Genomic DNA, 18,817 nt, shown 5'->3' with positions numbered 1-18,817 from the left:
TTTCCTTAGTTATTCATTCTTGAAAGATAAAACTCCGCCAGCGCGAGGTCTTCAGGCTGCGTCACTTTTAAGTTATCCGCTCGGCCTGCCACGAGAACAGGTTGATAGCCACAATACTCAAGTGCTGAGGCTTCATCGGTGATCACGGCGTTCTCTTTCAAGGCTTTACTTAGACAGTTCCGTAAGAGTTCCAACGGAAAAAATTGAGGGGTCAATGCGTGCCATAGCGCCTCACGTTCAACCGTGTGGTCAATGAATACTGAGGTTTTTACACTACGTTTCATTGTGTCACGCACAGGGGCGGCAAGAATACCACCACAGCAACCTTGTTCCGTTGCTAATTGAATAATGTTGTTGAGATCTTGTTGGTGGAGGCAAGGCCTTGCCGCATCATGCACCAGTACCCAACAATCATGATAATCGGGTTGTGATGTAAGGTAATTAAGCCCTGCCAAAACAGAATCGGCACGCTCTTTTCCACCCGTGACTACCGTCACCCTAGGGTCTTTCGCAATATCAAGCTGCTGGAAATAATCATCATCGGCGCTAAGTGCGATCACCACCGTATTGACGGTATTATTCGCTAACAATGCATCAATAGTATGTTCGATAATCGTTTTGCCCGCGACGGGTAAATACTGCTTAGGGCAATCAGCATTCATACGACTGCCAATACCTGCTGCAGGGATCAGTGCAACAATTTGTGGGGCAACACTTGGATTTGTCATTATTTGGTTCTTACATCAGAAATTATCAGGCAAATGGGCTCATTGTTTTAGGTTTCATATTATTGAGCAGATTTCTGGTTGCTGCTTTCTTTTACCATGCGATAGAAAGACTCACCTGGTTTAATCATACCAAGCTCGCTACGCGCACGTTCTTCAATTGCATCTTGACCATCATTGAGGTCATTAATTTCAGCAAATAATTGTTCATTACGCATTTTCAAGCGCGAGTTAACAATTTCCTGTGCGGCAACATCGTCTTTAACTTGGACATAATCATGTATGCCATTCTTGCCTAACCATAAGGAATACTGCAACCATGCTAATATCGCGATTAATAGTAGCGTTAATTTACCCATCTTGCCCCCTGAAATGATGTGCTAATCATCCCATAACTCAGCGAATCGCGCTACTGTGACAAAAAATTATATTAAAAAGTCAGAATAAATCGGATTTGTACCCCTTAACTATCACCTTATTTTATCACTAAAGATCAAGATCTGTGATTTAAGATAATAGCTAAGTGGCATTAATAATCCATTTGAATGATATTATTGCGCAGTAATAGCGCAATAATATGAGAAAGAGAATCGGAGATAGGTTGCCGCCCGTCAAGCCGTAATTCAGGGCTTAAGGGTGTTTCATAAGGGGAGTCAATCCCTGTAAACTGTTTAATTTTCCCTTCTCGTGCTTGTTGATATAACCCTTTCGGGTCACGTTGTTCACACACATACACTGGCGTATCAACGTATAACTCAAAAAATTGGTTTGGTTCGAATAATTCACGAACACTTTGCCGATCCGATTGAAAAGGCGAAATAAACGCCGTTGCTACAACTAACCCCGCATCCACCATTAGTTTAGCAACTTCACCCACTCGCCGAATATTTTCTTGCCTGTCAGCCTCACTAAAACCAAGGTCACGACATAACCCATGACGAATATTATCGCCATCCAATAAATAGGTTTTCACGCCAATAGAGGCCAGCTGGTGTTCAATGGCGCCCGCGAGTGTCGATTTACCCGACCCAGAGAGCCCAGTAAACCACAAGACGGCCCCTTTATGACCATTATTACTTTCCCGTAAAGGGCGCGTGACCACATGTTGATGCCATACAATATTGTTATCTTGAGTCATTGGTTTATTTTCCACCCAGTACGTCCCGAGCCCCCCAATGAGGAAAATGCCGGCGAATCAGCTGGTTAAGCTCAATTTCAAATTCACTAAATTCCCCCGTTGACTCAAAAATTGGCTCCTGTGCTTCTCGCACGAGTCCAGCCCCCACAGTCACATTCGTCAGCCTGTCGATAAAAATCATGCCCCCCGTGTCCGCATTGCGTTGGTAGTTTTCCAATAATAATGGCTCATCAAATGAAAACTCCACTAAACCAATGCCATTTAACGGTAATTCCGTTGCCACTTTTTGTGTGAGGTTATTCACATCCACTTGATATTGAATATTTTCAACTTTCCCTCGGCTGCGTTTTCCTGCAATTTTAATATCTAATTGCTGGCCTTGAACAAGGGGTTGTTCCGCCATCCACACCACATCAATCGACGCATGTTGCGTGGTTTGCAAGTTTTCGTTTTCTGCGACAATCAAATCGCCGCGGCTAATATCGATTTCATCATCCAACACCAACGTGATGGCTTCACCAGGTACGGCGAAATCCTGTAAGCCCGAAAATGTCACTATTTCCTTAATTTTGGCCGTTGCCCCCGATGGCAGCACTTTAATTGCTTGTCCAACTTGAACAATGCCTGACGACAGTGTGCCGCTGTAACCGCGAAAATCTAAATTGGGTCTATTCACATATTGCACAGGAAAACGCAACGCTTGCTCTGAGGCTTTTTGCTCAACCTGCACATTTTCTAAAATAGACAATAACGTTTCCCCTTGATACCAAGGTAGTTGCTCACTCGGGTTAACAATATTGTCACCATCAAGGGCTGAAATCGGTACAAACCAAACATTCAGCTCGACGGGTAATTCAGTAGCAAACTGTTGGTAATCCTGTTTAATTTTGTCGAATACAGCTTCACTGTACTCCACCAGATCCATCTTATTCACCGCAACAATTAAATGACGGATCCCCAGCAATGTACTAATAAAACTGTGGCGGCGAGTTTGCTCTTGCACGCCTTTTCGAGCATCGATCAACAAAATAGAAAGTGAGCAAGTTGATGCGCCTGTCGCCATATTGCGGGTATATTGCTCATGTCCTGGGGTATCTGCGATGATAAATTTGCGCTTTTCTGTCGAAAAATAGCGATATGCCACATCGATGGTGATCCCTTGCTCACGTTCCGCAGCAAGGCCATCCACCAACAGGGCGAGATCAAGCTTTTCCCCTTGGGTGCCCATTCGCTTACTATCGCTTTGCAGTGTTGTGAGCTGATCTTGGTAAATTTGGCGAGTATCGTGCAATAAACGACCAATTAATGTACTTTTCCCATCATCCACATTGCCACAGGTTAAAAAACGCAAAAGTCCTTTTTGCTGTTGCGCAAGTAAGTAAGGTTCCACGCCACCTTGCTGCTCAATTTGCAGCGCGATTGATTCGTTATAAACGGCTTGTGCCATAATTTGCTCCTTATCTTGCGAATTAAAAGTAACCTTGGCGCTTTTTAAGCTCCATAGATGCAGACTGGTCACTATCGATTAACCGCCCTTGTCGCTCACTCGTGGTCGAAATCAACATTTCTTCAATGATTTCAGGCAATGTTTGGGCTTGAGACTCAACCGCGCCAGTTAGCGGCCAGCAGCCTAACGTTCGAAAACGTACTTGCTGTTGACTGATCACCTCTCCGACTTTTAAATCAATTCGGTCATCATCCACCATTAGCAAAGTACCATTTCGCTGGATCACCGGGCGCTCTTTCGCAAAATACAGCGGAACAATATCGATATTCTCCAAGTAGATATACTGCCAAATATCCAACTCTGTCCAATTCGAAAGTGGGAATACGCGAATACTTTCCCCCTTGTTGATCTGACCGTTATAATTGTGCCAAAGTTCAGGGCGCTGGTTTTTTGGATCCCAACGATGAGATCGGTCTCTAAATGAGTAGATCCGCTCTTTTGCTCGGGATTTTTCTTCGTCACGCCGCGCGCCACCAAAAGCCGCATCAAAACCGTATTTATCAAGTGCTTGTTTCAATCCTTCCGTTTTCATGATATCCGTGTGCTTTGCACTGCCATGTACAAAGGGGTTAATTCCCAACTTTTCCCCTTCAGGGTTACGGTGAATCAATAATTCAAAACCGTATTTTTGTGCGGTAGCATCACGAAACTCATACATTTCGCGGAATTTCCACCCTGTATCCACATGTAACAATGGAAAAGGTAATTTCCCAGGATAGAAAGCTTTGCGCGCTAAATGCAACATCACAGAAGAGTCTTTACCGATGGAATACAGCATCACAGGGTTTGCGAACTCAGCGGCAACTTCACGAATAATATGAATACTTTCAGCCTCTAACTGCTGCAAGTGGGTCAATTTTTTCTCGTTCACGACAATCTCCATCATTAAGCCAGTTCCAGCACAGCGCTACGCCAGCGGATATCTTCTGTTTGCGAACCAAACCATGCGAGCTCATTGTGTAATGCTGTAACCTCGCCAATCACAATCAATGCAGGTGCGGGTGCTTGTTGGGCAAGTGCCTCGAGGTCATGCAATTGACCTGTTACCACTTTTTGGTCTCGTCGTGTCCCACTCCCCACAACGGCGACAGGGGTGTCACTCGCGCGACCAAATTTAATCAATTGCTCACTGATATTGGCCGCCTTTACGGTGCCCATATAAATCGCTAATGTTTGCTGACCGCGAGCCAATGCCTGCCAATCCAGATCCGCGCCATTTTCACGGCAATGTCCAGTAATAAACGTGATGCTTTGCGAGTGTTCTCGGTGAGTGAGAGGAATTCCTGCATAAGCCGTCGCGCCGATTGCAGCGGTTACACCTGGCACCACTTGGAAAGGGATCCCTGCTTTTGCAGCAACTTGTAATTCCTCACCGCCACGACCGAAAACAAACGGATCGCCGCCTTTTAATCTCACCACTTTTTTACCTTGCTGAGCAAATTTCACGATCATTTCATTGGTTTCTTCTTGAGAAACACTGTGATTGCCCGCCCGTTTACCCACACAAATTTTGTCAGCATCACGGCGTACCAATTCGAGAATCTCCTCGCTCACCAAATGGTCGTATAAAACCACTTCCGCGCTTTGTAATACTCTCAGCCCTTTTAATGTAAGCAGTCCTGCATCACCGGGGCCTGCACCGACTAAAACCAATTCTCCACGGTTATCTTGCTCATAAAGCTGGCGTTCAAGCTGTTGTTCCGCTTCGCTTAACTGGCCTTTTTCCACCAAAGAGGCAAAGCGCCCACTAAAACTTTTTTCCCAGAAACGCTTTCTTTCTCGCATATTACTCAACGTCTCTTTGACTTTACCGCGCCAACGCCCTGCGATTTCGGCCATCTTGCCTAACGATAATGGCAGCATGGTTTCCAATTTTTCTCTAAGTAAACGCGCCAACACAGGGGCGGTTCCACCAGAAGATATCGCCACAATCACAGGCGAGCGGTCGATAATCGAAGGCACGATAAACGAACACAGCGGCTGGTCATCAACCACGTTGACAAAAATTTTGCGCTCATTGGCATCGTAAAACACGGTTTCATTGAGGAGCGCGTCATCCGTTGCTGCAATCACTAAAAAAGCATCATCCAACAGCGAAGAAAGGTACTCTTGCGCCAACCACTCAAAGTGGCCTTGCTGATGCTGTGTTTGTAATTGAGGACATAACGACGGGGAGATCACCACAAGCTTAGCCTGTGCTTTGATGAGCAATTCGGCCTTGCGCGCGGCCACTACACCGCCGCCAATTAACACCACTTTGCGCGTACGTACATCGACAAATAACGGTAAATAATCCATCTTGCTCACCCATCGTTATACAAACAAATTATATGAAACATAAAATTGACTATATGGCGTAAAAGTTAAGGTTTGAAATGCTAAAAAAATATGACTTGTAACAGAAAGGAATAAGCCAAATACTCATTAATTAGCAACAAATAGAGACCAAAAACACCAAATAGACAAAACTTAACTTAAACTTTATTTTGAAAGTAAATTTATAAAAATTAAGGAATATCTATTTTTTAGATATAAACATCACTTTGTAATTAAACAAATATTTTATTAAATCCATCACTATTTAGACTCTAAACTAAAACTATAGCTTGGGTTACAAATAACTAATACTCTAAATAATTCATGTTGTCCCTAGGCGATAAGTAAATGAGTCGCTAGGAACATACACAAGTATGTGACTAAGGTAGCTGAGCGCAGACAACAACGCTGCAGTTTGAAATATGACGGGGATGACGAGTACTTAGTTTTCATGAAGCCCACACTCCCTCTTTAGGCCAAAGAAACGCGTATCTTCCTCATTCATGCCCGCTTCCCATTTGCGGGTTGTATGAGTATCCCCAACAGATAAATATCCCTTCTCCCACAACGGATGGTAAGGCAAGTTATGCTTTGTTAGGTATTCATAGACTTGCTTATTATTCCAATCAATCACGGGTAGAATTTTAAAAATCCCTTTGCCTATGCCAAGCACAGATAAATTTGCACGGCTTGCAGATTGCTCTCGCCTTAACCCTGAAAACCAGCTCTGCGCCTGTAGTTCATGTAAAGCTCTTTCCATGGGCTCCACTTTGTTCAATTGGTTATAATGTTCTATCCCTTCAATACCTTGCGTCCAAAGCTGCCCATGAATTGCTTCTTGCCAAGCGGGTGTTTGTTTCGCGCGATAAACCTGTAAATTCAGGTGTAATCTCTCCGTTAATTGCTCAATAAATTGATAGGTTTCAGGAAAAAGATAACCTGTATCCGTCAATATCACAGGGATTTCAGGTAATACTTGCGTCACCATATGTAAGGTAAGTGCCGCTTGAATACCAAAACTGGATGACAATACAAATTGTATGGGTAAATTTTCAACTGCCCATTCAATGCGCAGCTGCGCAGTCTTATTTTCCAATTGAGTATTAAACTCAGACAAATACTCCGTTTGCTGCTCTTTATCTAACCCAATAACGTCTGCAAGCTGAAGTCGGCTCATACCGCCTCCTTAACCTCATAGAAATCCACAGCAGAATTTAGCACAGGCTTCACAACCTCAGTACGGATCAGAAAATCACCAAACCCCTCTTGTGCTAAGCGGTTTTTCGCCCAATCGCCAATAAGATCATCAAGGATGGATAAAATTTCTGCGCTGCTAATATTTTCACGATACATACGAGGAATACGAGTCCCAATGCGGTTGCCACCAAGGTGTAAGTTATACCTATCTAACGCTTTCCCCACTAACCCGACTTCCGCCAACATCGCTCTTCCACATCCATTTGGGCAACCTGTGATACGCAAAACGATGTGCTCATCTGCCACATGGTGTGCTGCCATAATATTCTCAACATGGGTCGTAAACTCGGGTAAAAAGCGTTCGGCTTCCGCCATTGCCAGAGGGCATGTCGGAAAGGAAACACAGGCCATGGAATTTTCACGCTGTGGTGTAATGACATCGCTCATTAACCCATGGGCTCTCGCAATGGCTTCAATGGTCGCTTTTTCACTTTCGGGCACACCCGCTACGATGAGATTTTGGTTAGCCGTTAAGCGAAAATCCCCTTGGTGGATACGTGCTATTTCTGCAACACCCGTTTTCAACGGCCTATCTGCTAAATCAATTAATCGACCATTTTCAATAAATAATGTTAAGTGCCAACGATCATCTATCCCTTTAAGCCAGCCAATCTTGTCACCGCGTTCGGTAAATTCATAATGGCGGATCGGCTCAAAATTCACGCCTGCACGCTTTTCAACCTCAGCTTTAAAAGTGTCAACACCCACGCGTTCTAAGGTGTATTTCGTTTTGGCATTTTTACGCTCAGTACGGTTCCCCCAATCACGCTGTGTGGTGACAATCGCTTCCGCAACTGCCAATGTTTTGTCTAATGGAATAAAACCAAATTCACTGGCTAAACGTGGAAATGTTGCGGTATCCCCGTGAGTCATTGCTAACCCGCCGCCCACTAACACATTAAAACCAATCAACTCACCATCTTCAGCAATCGCCACAAAGTTCATGTCATTAGCGTGTAAATCCACATCGTTCAATGGCGGAATGACGACTGAGGTTTTAAATTTTCGTGGTAGGTAAGTTTGGCCTAAAATCGGCTCCTCATCCGTGGTCACTACTTTTTCTTTATCTAGCCAAATTTCGGCGTAAGCACTGGTGCGAGGCAGCAGATGCTCAGAAATTTTCTTTGCCCATTCATACGCTTGCTGATGTAATTCTGATTGCACAGGGTTAGATGTACATAACACATTACGGTTAACATCGTTTGCCGTAGCGAGTGCATCCAAGCCAACATGGCTTAACATTTGGTGGGCAGGTTTTACATCCCCTTTAAGGATGCCATGAAACTGAAACGTCTGACGATTTGTAATGCGCACACTGCCATATAATGTGTGTTCTGAGGCAAATTTATCAATATCAATCCATTGTTTTGGCGTGATAATTCCCCCAGGTAAGCGACAGCGCAACATCATTGCGTGGCGAGGCTCTAATTTTTGCTCAGCTCGCTCAGCGCGAATATCACGATCATCCTGCTGGTACATGCCATGAAAACGGATTAATAAAAAATTGTCCCCATCAAAGCCACCTGTTAAGCCATTTTTTAAGTCCTCCTTAATGGTACCGCGCAAATAGTTACTGTCTTGCTTCATACGTTCGCTATCGGCTAACTTGCCTTCGACGATTAAGGGTTTTTGTTGCTGTTCATTGCTCATTAATAAACATCCCTCTGATAACGGCGCATTACGCGCAGCTCACTTAAAAATTCATCGGCAGCCTCAATGTCCATGTTGCCGTATTGACCGATGATATCCAATAAAGCCTGTTCAACATCTTTCGCCATACGGTTTGCATCACCACAGACGTAAATATGTGCGCCTTCTTGCAGCCATTGCCACACCGCTTCCCCTTGTTCACGCAACTTGTCCTGTACATAGATTTTTTGTTGTTGATCGCGCGACCAAGCCAAAGAAATTTGCGTTAATAAGCCCTCTTTCACATAGCGCTGCCATTCCACTTGATACAAAAAATCATCGACAAAATGGGGGTTACCAAAAAACAACCAGTTTTTCCCCGTTGCGCCGTCGTTATCTCGTTGTTGTAAGAAAGCACGGAATGGAGCAATCCCCGTTCCTGGGCCAATCATAATGACAGGCGTTTCTGGGTTCGCAGGTAAACGGAAATTATCATTGTGTTCAATGAAAATACGTAGCTCATCACCTTCATTGAGTCTGTCAGCTAAAAAACCCGATGCGCCCCCAGTACGCAAGCGACCATCAATGTCATAGCGCACCACCCCTACCGTGACGTGAACTTCGTCTTCAGCCTCTGACTGAGACGATGAAATGGAGTATAAACGAGGCGTTAATGGGCGCAGCAAATCAATAAACTCTTGTGCACTTGGCTGAGATGCCGCTTGGCGCACCATGTCCACAATTGGCGTATTTTGTGCGTAATGCAAAATGGCTTGCTTATCACTGATCAGCGATAACAACGCATCGTCTTTAGAAAGTTGAGCGTATTTTTCCACAATCACTGGGGTATTTTGCGTTAACTCTAATTGGTAAATTAATGCATCACGTAAAGAGTGGCGTTGAGTCCCAATAAAGACGTCTTCGTCGCCCTTTAGCCACAGTAATGCCACCAGCTCATCAACTAAAGCAGGGTCATTATCGAACCACACACCTAACGCATCCCCTGGTTGATAACGCAGGCCTGAATCTCCTAAATCAATTTCAATGTGCCGCACGTCTTTTTGTGAATCTCGGCTGGTGAGTTTCTGGTTACTGAGCAGCGATGCCGTTAATGGCGCGGTTTTACTGTACGGGGAAGTGTGAATTTCATTCATACTTCCCGCTTGTGCAGACAACAACTGACTGTCGCTTTGTGCGGGTACACGCGCTTTTAAAATACGGGTTAAATTTTCGACCCATTCATCGGCAATGGATTGGTATTCCACATCCGCATCAATACGCTCAAATAATGATTTCGCACCCAACAAGGCTAGTTGTGAATCAAAATCTTTGCCTGCTTGGCAAAATTTTTCATAAGAAGAATCGCCCAGTGCAAATACCGCGTATTGCGTTTGGGATAAATCAGGAGCTTTTTTCGAGAACAAGTACTTGTAAAGCGCAACCGCCTCTTCTGCTGGCTCCCCTTCTCCTTGAGTCGATGCCACAATAACCAACACTTTTTCTTGGTTAATTTGCTTAAACTTATAGTCGCCCGCGTTTACTAAATGGACATTAATTTTTTCACCGACTAAACGCTCCCTAAGCTGTTCCGATAAACGGCGAGCATTCCCCGTTTGCGATGCAGAAATAATTGTCACGGTTTCTTGAGCCGCAACAGGGGCATTCACAGACACATCCGTGGCTGCCGTTTGGTTTACCATTCCCCATAAATACCCCGACAGCCATGCAAGCTGATGAGATGAAAAATCGTCGACCGCAGTTTGTAAACGCGCTAATTGCTCAGTTGATATTGGCAGCAATGTTAATGGCGGCTGTTTTTTTGTCATTATCCTGTAACCCCAGTGTCGCTCATCGTTGAGTTTGTCTTACAATCGAGTGAAATGGGCAAATTTGTTCAGCCACTCGCTCGGAAAAGTTCTAAAACCTATCGCTCAATCGTTTCCCTAAATAATTCAGGTAGCAAAGCAAAAAATGCCGAGTTACCTCCAATATGCAGGGTATACGATTAGGTTATAACAACCGTCAATAACGGGATAAGAAACGATAGCCATAAATCATAACTAAAAAGCCTAAATCAATTACCAGATGGATCATATGGATAAAACAGGTTAGCGATAATTTGGCAAATAACGACAATCTGCTCTAAAAATACAGTACAATACGCTGTTTATTAACACTAAGGAGCCACTAATGAGCACAACTATCTATAAAGATTTCACCTTCGAAGCTGCACACAAATTACCCCACGTTCCTGAGGGGCATAAGTGTGGACGCCTTCATGGGCATTCTTTCATGGTGCGTTTGGAAATCACGGGTGAAGTCGATGCACACAGTGGCTGGATCATTGATTTTTCTGAGGTCAAAGGGATATTCAAACCGATTTGGGAACAACTAGACCACCATTACTTGAATGATATTGCAGGCTTAGAGAACCCAACAAGTGAAGTTTTAGCACAGTGGATTTGGCAACAAACGAAACCCCATTTGCCATTACTCAGCGCGGTCACTGTGAAAGAAACCTGTACTGCGGGCTGTGTTTATCGCGGGGAAGCTTAAATAATACCATTATGTAGAGTGGTTTTTCCCCAGCCATATCACTTTTTATGGCTGGGGTTTCAATTATTGAATATTTAAATACTTATGTGTTTGAATGGATAAACGCCAATTTCGTTGAATACACATCTCAATACACAATTTTGTGGCTGCTGTTTTTTGGCTGATCGGTTGCAATGCAACAATTGGCGGGTTAACTGATGTACGCAACGCTAAAATAGCTTCTAGAGCCTCAATATCTTTTTCCCGTGCAACAGGATGTTTAACCTCATTTGCTCGGTTAACTGCCTGAGCCAAAACTTTAAGCCCACCTTTCATACCCACTTTTGGTGAAACCGTTACCCATGTTTTTTCTGTGCATTGAATAGGGTAAGTTCCGCTGGTTTCAATCTGGCATTGATACCCGCTTTGTTCTAATGACTCCGTTAGTGGCGTTAAATCATAAATACAAGGTTCTCCCCCTGTAATCACAATATGCTTTGCTGTAAACCCCTTCGTTTTCATCAATTGAATCAATTCGTCGCTATCAGCCATAGCCCATGTATCTGAATCAAGCGTCTTTAATACGATATCACCAAGGGTGGTTTGTTTGTCTTGTTCTTTTTCCCACGTTTGCTTGGTATCACACCAGCTACACCCTACTGGGCAGCCTTGTAAACGAATAAAAACTGCTGGAACACCTGTAAAAACCCCCTCTCCCTGCAATGTTTGGAAGATTTCATTAATTGGGTATTTCATATCACTCCTAAATTAGTTAACTAAGTGGACATTATATTGCAGATATCTATCTCACGAACAAGGGAGTTTGTGATAATGTAGCCATCTTGGGTTCAATAATGTACGTCCAACTTAATAAACAATACCGAAATTACATTCGGAACGATATCTCCTAAGAAAAGACAGGAAAAGACATGCAAAGTAGTCAAACAAACCAACTCAGAAAGGGACTGAGTGTCAGGCACATTCGCTTTATGGCTTTAGGGTCTGCGATTGGGACTGGTTTATTCTATGGTTCCGCATCCGCAATTCAAGCTGCGGGTCCTGCAGTTCTGCTGGCCTATATGGTTGGCGGTGCTGCCGTATTTATGGTCATGCGCGCTTTAGGCGAAATGGCCGTTCATCATCCTGTCCCTGGTTCTTTCTCGCACTACGCTAGCCATTATATGGGCCCCCTCGCAGGCTTTTTAACGGGTTGGAATTATGTCTTTGAAATGCTGGTTGTTTGCTTAGCAGATATCACCGCTTTTGGGATGTATATGGGCTTTTGGTTCCCAGATGTTGATCAATGGATATGGGTATTAAGCATTGTATTATTTATCGGTGCGCTAAATTTATGCCACGTCAAAATCTTCGGTGAAATGGAGTTCTGGCTATCCATAGTGAAAGTTTCCGCAATCATTGCGATGATTATCGGTGGAACCTTCTTGATGTTTTACGGCTTTGGCCAAGAAACTGACCATGCTGTAGGCATCCAAAACTTGTGGGAACATGGCGGTTTTATGCCAAATGGTATTTCGGGGGTGATTGCTTCTCTTGCCATTGTTATGTTTGCTTTTGGTGGAATTGAGGTGATTGGGATCACAGCCAGCGAAGCGCAAAACCCAGAAAAAACCATCCCGAAAGCCATTAATGCGGTGCCTCTTCGCATCTTATTATTCTATGGATTAACGTTATTTATCCTGATGTGTATCTATCCATGGAACCAAATTGGTCAAAATGGTAGCCCATTTGTCCAAATTTTCTCCAGTTTAAATATCGCATCCGCCGCAAATATTTTGAACGTTGTGGTTATCACAGCAGCAATTTCTGCAATTAATAGTGATATTTTTGGCGCAGGCCGCATGATGTATGGCATGGCACAAGACAAACAGGCGCCACAAGTTTTTACTAAGCTGACGAAAAACGGTGTGCCTTGGGTCACTGTTTTAGTGATGTCTGTCGTGATGTTATTAGGTGTGTACCTGAACTACCTGCTACCAGAGAAAATCTTTGTCATTATTGCTTCGATTGCGACATTCGCAACCGTCTGGGTTTGGTTGATGATACTACTATCCCAAGTCGCTATGCGCCGTCAAATGAGCAAAGAAGAGGTTAAAAAACTGAAGTTCCCTGTGCCATTCTGGCCTGTAGGGCCTGCGATTACTATCGCCTTTATGGTATTCGTTATTGCATTGCTCGGCTTTTTTAAAGATACACAAGTGGCGCTGCTAGTTGGGTTTGCGTGGGTCGCGATACTCAGCGTGACCTTCTTCATTATGCGTAAATTTCAAACCAAATAACCGTTCGTATTCGTAATATAGAGCCCAATATCACAATGATATTGGGCTTTTTTTCATTATGCTAACGCTTGTTTAAGATCTTCAATCAAATCTCTCGTACTCTCGAGCCCAATTGATAAGCGAATTAACCCATCACTAATCCCGTACTGTTGCCGTTCTTCAGCGGTATAAGTTGAATGAGTCATACTTGCAGGGTGCTGAGCAAGGGATTCACAATCTCCCAAACTAACCGCTCGAGCAAATAAATTTAAACGGTTCAGAAATTGCTTACCAGCCTCAAGTCCACCTTTAAGTTCAAACGCAATCATTCCCCCAAATAATCTCATTTGCCTTTGAGCCAGCTCATATTGGGCAAAACTAGGTAACCCAGGATACATCACTTGAGCAACATGAGGATGTGATTCTAAATACTCGGCCACTATTTGCGTGCTTTCTACAATGCGCTCCATACGAACAGGGAGGGTTTTCATTCCTCGTAACACAAGATTTGCATCATGAGGAGATAAACAAGCCCCTGTCATATCCTTGAGCCCTACCAATCTAATTTGTTTCGCTAAGGCTTCTGTCGTCACAACAGCCCCCGCCATTACATCACCGTGACCATTCATATATTTTGTCAATGAATGAATAACGATATCAGCCCCTAATTCTAATGGCTTTTGGATATAAGGCGTACAATAGGTATTATCTACTACCGTGAATATTTCCTGTTGGTGAGCTTGTCGGTATTGATGAACTATATCGCTTACCGTTTTAATATCTACCAAACGCATATTTGGATTCGCTGGTGATTCAAAAAATATAATGCGTGTTTTATCGGTTAATTCGCGAGCAATATTCTCTGGTGCACTCATATCAATATGGCGAACCTTCACACCAAAGCGCGCTAAACCATGATGAAAAAATGCATAAGTACAACCATATACGGTCATATCCACCAACAATTCATCACCTGGGCTCAATAACGTCCAAAGTGTTGATGTTATCGCTCCCATGCCAGAAGAAAATACAATTCCAGCTTCCCCTTCCTCTAAATCTGCAATTCGTTTTTCTAAAAGACTCAAGGTTGGGTTGTTGATACGAGTATAAATATAACCATTCGATTCACCACTAAAGCAGGCAGCACCTTCTTCTACACTGTCAAAAACATAAGTTGATGTCTGGTAAATAGGTGCAGTTAGTGAACCTAAATTTTTGATAGGATCGTAATAATTATGTATCACACGAGTATCAAAAGAATACAATTTATCTAAAATCATACCACCTCCGAAATATTACCCCTCCTGGGTCTTATTCAATCGAGAACCAACAATTTGTAAAGTTCGTAAAACGGTACTTATTCCACGTAATGTATCGGGATCTTTTAATAAACTATAAACAGAACGAAAATTATGTGTTTTATCTGAATATTTGGCTTCCATCTTTGCCATGTTATAAGCGGTACCTAATTCCCACACTGGCGTTAAAGTATCCTCAAAACTATTTGCTAATTTTTCTACCGTCCCCGTATCCATAATATCTACGAGGTCAGATAATAAAGATAATAAATCAACTATATTGTCAAAACGCTGTAAATATAATAATGGGGCTATTTTTTCCGCTAAATGATTTGCAGGTTCGCTATTTAGTAATTCCAGAAGTTTTGCTTGTTGATCATTACTTGACATGATTATTCTCCTATTACACTAAACCACGAATAGCAGCCCAATATATTCCTCGATTAAAACCATTTCTTAATAACCCTCCCACTTTTGTTGCTGGGGTAGGAATTACATCATGCTTATAATCGTATTGTAATGGCATCCCCGCATTAAGCCCCATTTGGGCAACAGCTTGGACACGCCCATCATAAATAGCGGAAGGGTATCCATAAGTAAGCTCTCCGCAAATATTATCTGCAATTATGGCGGCCTGATTATGACAGCTTCCTCCTGCTTTACTTATTGGCAAATCAACAGTGTCACCAATAACATAAACACCATCTGTACCATATACTTGCATAGTTTCATGGTCCGTTGGTAACCAACCTTCACCATTTTTATGTTCGCTTAAATTTGTATTCACTACGGCTTCAACCGCTGTAATTGGAGGTGTGCTAATTAAAATGTCAAATGGTTGCTCATCCCCCTCTTTCGAATAAGCAATTTTTTTATCTGGATCGACCTTGTTTAAGGTAAAGCCGCGCTGGGCTTTGATGTTTTTAATATTAAAAATTTCAGGTATCGCTTCACATACAGGTTGCTGTAAAAACAAACAATTCCTCAGTAATTGTGAAACCGTCGGGTAAGTATAAACAATTTCAATATTATCCCGAACTCGCCGTTTACGTAAGAACTCATCAAGCATCAATGTTGTTTCCATTGGTGCTATTCCACATTGGTGAGGTACATTTGGTGTTTCAGGAAATGATACTGTAATAAAAATACGTCCCTTTTCAATCTTAGCAATTTGATCCGCTAATTTTCTTGCGGCATCATAAGCATAAAAATGATTTCCTATCTCTTTCAATCCTTCAATTCTATCTGGCCTCGGTACGCATCCTGTAGCGACAACTAAAAAATCATAATTATATTTTTTTCCACTTCTAGAGTGTAGTTCTTTATTTTTAAAATCGAATGATTCAATTTTATCAATCTCTAATTGAATTTCAGGTCTTAATAGTGAACTCTGATCTCTCATCAATTCTTCTTTAAAAAACAAATTGAATGCAACATACATAAAGGCTGGTTTGTAATAATGAATAGGATTATCAGTGATGAGTGTTACTTTTATTTTTTTTGAGAAAATTTCTTTGTTCAGTTTTCGGGACAATATGTTTGCCAACATTGTTCCACCTGTACCACCACCAACGATCACTATATTTATCATAACATCTCCAAACTAAATATTTAAAATGGATGGCAAGACATCAATTAAATTAAAAAACTGATACCTTTTAAATATAGTTCAATTCTAATAATTACCAATACAATTAATTGAATATAATTCAACTAACAACAAGAAAAATTAATCACACTAAAATATAAATACCCATGAATAAATTAATGATAAAAACTATCATCACTGTAACCATTTTAATTTAAAAAAAATTCAATAAGAATAATGACCTATCAATTTCCATTTAAATAAAACATCTTCCGTGACTTGACCATAACCAATATTATGCATAATCAAATAATTTTTATTATTAACAGATTTTATAGAGGTCACAATGCCAATATGTGGTCTTCCATTATCTAATCGCCATGTAACAATATCACCTGGCACATAATCTTTTGTATCTTTAGTGACAGGTTTTTCCTGTCCTTTACGTGAGAAAAAAACTTCTAAATTAGGCACTCTGCGGTGATCAATATTGGTATCCGTTTTACGCAGCCCCCAAATACGCTGACTCGGATATTTGCTAAAATTCGATTTCATATCCTCATGTACTAATTTTTGTAGATCAATCCCCATTTTTCGATAACTGCGAATAACAACATCAGAACAAACGCCGTAATGTTCTGGAATATCACCATTAGGATAAGAGATCTGTCGATATGCTGGATCATAAATAACAAAACGAGGGAGCGCTTCTGCATGTTTAGCTAACGTTAAATTAGCACTACTTGCAGTGTGAGAAAGGGCTAATAATAAAATAGCTGACATTATAGTTTTCAAAGAGATACTCTCCATATCAATATATGAATAAAATCTACAATAAAAACAGAGAAAAATAAGGTGTGAAAATCTTAATTATCTAGACACATCAAACCGAGTGATAATCGGGTTATGATCAGAAGCATCTGTGATTAATACTTTACTATCAATAGCTTTGAGCCCGCGATAAAAAACATAATCTAGCGGTCGACCAAAAGCTTTGGTCCGTAAATCCTCATCAATCGTAATTTCTTTTAACCCCACACTGCGAATGAAGCGTTTTAGCGCATTCACCCTTTGTCGACTCCATGCGTTAAAATCCCCCGCAAGAATCACAGGGCCAACATGTTTACTAATATGAATACCAAGCTTATTCAATTGCCTTGTATAAACATCAACCCCAAAGCTAAAGTTAATAGCATGGACATTTGCCACCATTAATTGCTGCCCATTAGGTAAGGGATAAACCGTAATCAACGCTGATTTAGCGAGCCGAAGCAGTGGTTCTTTTTCTCGTAATGGGCAGCAATAAATAGGATGAGCAGTGGCAAGGGTCATCACTCCCGACGGATGGGGAGAAAAAGGAAGAGCAGGGACTTGATCTGCAATAAGCTGCTCAGAAGCAGCAAAAGAAATCAACTCAGGGGACATTTGAGCTTCTTGTAATAAGATCAACTTACGACCTTTAACCAGCTCGCTTAAAGCTATTTTCCAATTTGGCCGTTGCTGTTTATAAATATTCCATATAACAACATCGAGAGTTTCGCTGGCAGCAAACAAAGGTAACCCGATTGGGAGAGATTCCCCTAGCATATGCACAGGTGTCGGCTGAATACGTTTAGCGGGTTGACCTGCAATATATCGAACTGAATAGGTTCTTTTCGCCAAATTCAACTTCCTACTTATCTCAATGAAATGATAAATTCTACGCTTTATAACTTATCTCTGTAGCCAGTATACCAAACACACCCTGTTATGGCCTATCAAATTTAGTGAATAACATCTTTCGCTCGGCAATATCGTTCAATAAACAGTTACCCTATCCATATCCCGAATGACTCATTGACGCTCTTCCAACTCTAGCCTTACAAAGAAATGAAAAAGCCATCATGAGGAATACAAGTAGTAATCAAGCAGAAATTAATAGCGACAATACAGGCAAAATATTCTGAAAAAAAGACTGTAGGAAAAATCCTTAGAATTGAGTATTCCGAGTCTAAGGACCAATCAAGTGCTAAGAGAGAAAAACAGTGAACAAAAATACGACCTAAGAGACAACGAAAGTAATGAAAACTGTGATAACACAAGTTAATTACTGAGCGGATTATTGATTAATTTAGTTTTTTCTTCCTTAGCCCATTAGAGAAACAACTAGCGGAGTTAATCAAGAAAATATCCTCTACTCATCTAAGCGACAAAATACAAGTCACTTACTGAGCTGACGACTAATTAGCTTATTAGTCTTTCATACTCTTTTCCTGTATAAACGTCGCTTTATCAGAGTAAACAATGAGTGATTATCCATAGGCACAGTCAATACGTAGACAAGGAATAGTATAAAAAGAGCAAATACGATAAAGAACAAGACAACACAAAGGCGAGCGACTGAATTATTGATTAGCTTACCGCTATTTATCTAACCTTCAGCTTGTCATACCAGTATCCCGCGCCATTCTTTAATTTTCCACTTATTGTCATCACAAAATGCGATTTACTGTAATCAACGACAGTTGCTAAGGGAGCGTCGGATAAGCTTACGAAGATTTCTACCTTT

17 protein-coding genes are annotated in these 18,817 nt (G+C 41.8%); 2 read left to right on the top strand and 15 right to left on the bottom strand.

Annotated features, from left to right (window positions below; genetic code table 11):
* Positions 1–5 precede the first annotated feature (5 nt).
* The 9 genes from ispD to cysJ all read right to left on the bottom strand — a co-directional run bounded on the left by ispD (position 6) and on the right by cysJ (position 10,398).
* Positions 6–728, bottom strand: a complete 723-nt coding sequence (gene ispD / locus ACE2AL_RS04705) for a 2-C-methyl-D-erythritol 4-phosphate cytidylyltransferase (protein ID WP_206086863.1) — start codon at positions 726–728, stop codon at positions 6–8.
* Between the two features lie 59 nt (positions 729–787).
* A complete protein-coding gene (ftsB, locus tag ACE2AL_RS04700) occupies positions 788–1,084 on the bottom strand; it encodes a cell division protein FtsB (RefSeq protein ID WP_047757167.1) in 297 nt (98 codons plus the stop codon).
* Between the two features lie 170 nt (positions 1,085–1,254).
* A complete protein-coding gene (cysC, locus tag ACE2AL_RS04695) occupies positions 1,255–1,863 on the bottom strand; it encodes an adenylyl-sulfate kinase (protein WP_375084297.1) in 609 nt (202 codons plus the stop codon).
* Between the two features lie 4 nt (positions 1,864–1,867).
* Entirely contained in the window at positions 1,868–3,310 is a 1,443-nt protein-coding gene (cysN, locus tag ACE2AL_RS04690) for a sulfate adenylyltransferase subunit CysN (RefSeq protein WP_206086864.1), read from the bottom strand.
* Positions 3,311–3,332: 22 nt separating this feature from the next.
* A complete protein-coding gene (gene cysD, locus ACE2AL_RS04685; RefSeq protein ID WP_272681796.1) occupies positions 3,333–4,241 on the bottom strand; it encodes a sulfate adenylyltransferase subunit CysD in 909 nt (302 codons plus the stop codon).
* A 14-nt stretch (positions 4,242–4,255) separates the two neighbouring features.
* Positions 4,256–5,668, bottom strand: coding sequence for a siroheme synthase CysG (cysG, locus tag ACE2AL_RS04680; RefSeq protein WP_206086866.1), 1,413 nt, complete (start codon positions 5,666–5,668; stop codon positions 4,256–4,258).
* 460 nt (positions 5,669–6,128) lie between these two features.
* Positions 6,129–6,863, bottom strand: coding sequence for a phosphoadenylyl-sulfate reductase (locus ACE2AL_RS04675; RefSeq protein ID WP_206086867.1), 735 nt, complete (start codon positions 6,861–6,863; stop codon positions 6,129–6,131).
* Positions 6,860–8,593 carry an assimilatory sulfite reductase (NADPH) hemoprotein subunit gene (gene cysI / locus ACE2AL_RS04670; protein ID WP_272539508.1) on the bottom strand — a complete coding sequence of 578 codons (1,734 nt, stop codon included), beginning with the start codon at positions 8,591–8,593 and terminating at the stop codon, positions 6,860–6,862. The genes ACE2AL_RS04675 and cysI overlap by 4 nt, the downstream gene beginning before the upstream one ends.
* On the bottom strand, positions 8,593–10,398 hold the full coding sequence (gene cysJ / locus ACE2AL_RS04665) for an NADPH-dependent assimilatory sulfite reductase flavoprotein subunit (RefSeq protein WP_272539509.1): 1,806 nt from the start codon (positions 10,396–10,398) through the stop codon (positions 8,593–8,595). Before cysJ ends, cysI begins: the two co-directional genes overlap by 1 nt.
* A gap of 364 nt (positions 10,399–10,762) precedes the next feature.
* On the opposite strand from cysJ, the gene queD reads away from it, so the two are divergent.
* Positions 10,763–11,128, top strand: a complete 366-nt coding sequence (queD, locus tag ACE2AL_RS04660; protein ID WP_206086870.1) for a 6-carboxytetrahydropterin synthase QueD — start codon at positions 10,763–10,765, stop codon at positions 11,126–11,128.
* Positions 11,129–11,191: 63 nt separating this feature from the next.
* On the opposite strand, the gene queE is transcribed toward queD, so the two are convergent.
* Positions 11,192–11,863, bottom strand: a complete 672-nt coding sequence (gene queE / locus ACE2AL_RS04655) for a 7-carboxy-7-deazaguanine synthase QueE (protein WP_272539510.1) — start codon at positions 11,861–11,863, stop codon at positions 11,192–11,194.
* Between the two features lie 173 nt (positions 11,864–12,036).
* Here queE and ACE2AL_RS04650 point away from each other — a divergent pair, with 173 nt between their 5' ends.
* Complete coding sequence (locus ACE2AL_RS04650) at positions 12,037–13,404, top strand: amino acid permease (protein ID WP_206086872.1); 1,368 nt, start codon at positions 12,037–12,039, stop codon at positions 13,402–13,404.
* 56 nt (positions 13,405–13,460) lie between these two features.
* Here ACE2AL_RS04650 and megL read toward each other — a convergent pair whose 3' ends face one another.
* The 5 genes from megL to ACE2AL_RS04625 form a co-directional block, all read right to left on the bottom strand.
* The gene (gene megL / locus ACE2AL_RS04645) at positions 13,461–14,663 is read right to left on the bottom strand and encodes a methionine gamma-lyase (protein WP_206086873.1); all 1,203 of its coding nucleotides are present in this window, start codon (positions 14,661–14,663) and stop codon (positions 13,461–13,463) included.
* 15 nt (positions 14,664–14,678) lie between these two features.
* Positions 14,679–15,071 carry a hypothetical protein gene (locus ACE2AL_RS04640; RefSeq protein ID WP_206086874.1) on the bottom strand — a complete coding sequence of 131 codons (393 nt, stop codon included), beginning with the start codon at positions 15,069–15,071 and terminating at the stop codon, positions 14,679–14,681.
* Positions 15,072–15,084: 13 nt separating this feature from the next.
* Positions 15,085–16,272 carry an FAD/NAD(P)-binding oxidoreductase gene (locus ACE2AL_RS04635; RefSeq protein WP_206086875.1) on the bottom strand — a complete coding sequence of 396 codons (1,188 nt, stop codon included), beginning with the start codon at positions 16,270–16,272 and terminating at the stop codon, positions 15,085–15,087.
* Between the two features lie 222 nt (positions 16,273–16,494).
* Positions 16,495–17,052, bottom strand: coding sequence for a DUF1287 domain-containing protein (locus ACE2AL_RS04630; protein ID WP_241016922.1), 558 nt, complete (start codon positions 17,050–17,052; stop codon positions 16,495–16,497).
* Between the two features lie 87 nt (positions 17,053–17,139).
* A complete protein-coding gene (locus ACE2AL_RS04625; RefSeq protein ID WP_206086877.1) occupies positions 17,140–17,931 on the bottom strand; it encodes an endonuclease/exonuclease/phosphatase family protein in 792 nt (263 codons plus the stop codon).
* Between the last annotated feature and the right edge of the window lie 886 nt (positions 17,932–18,817).

The organism is Providencia xihuensis (genome assembly GCF_041953405.1).
Lineage (GTDB): Bacteria > Pseudomonadota > Gammaproteobacteria > Enterobacterales > Enterobacteriaceae > Providencia > Providencia vermicola.
This window is presented reverse-complemented; position numbering and strand designations above follow the sequence as displayed.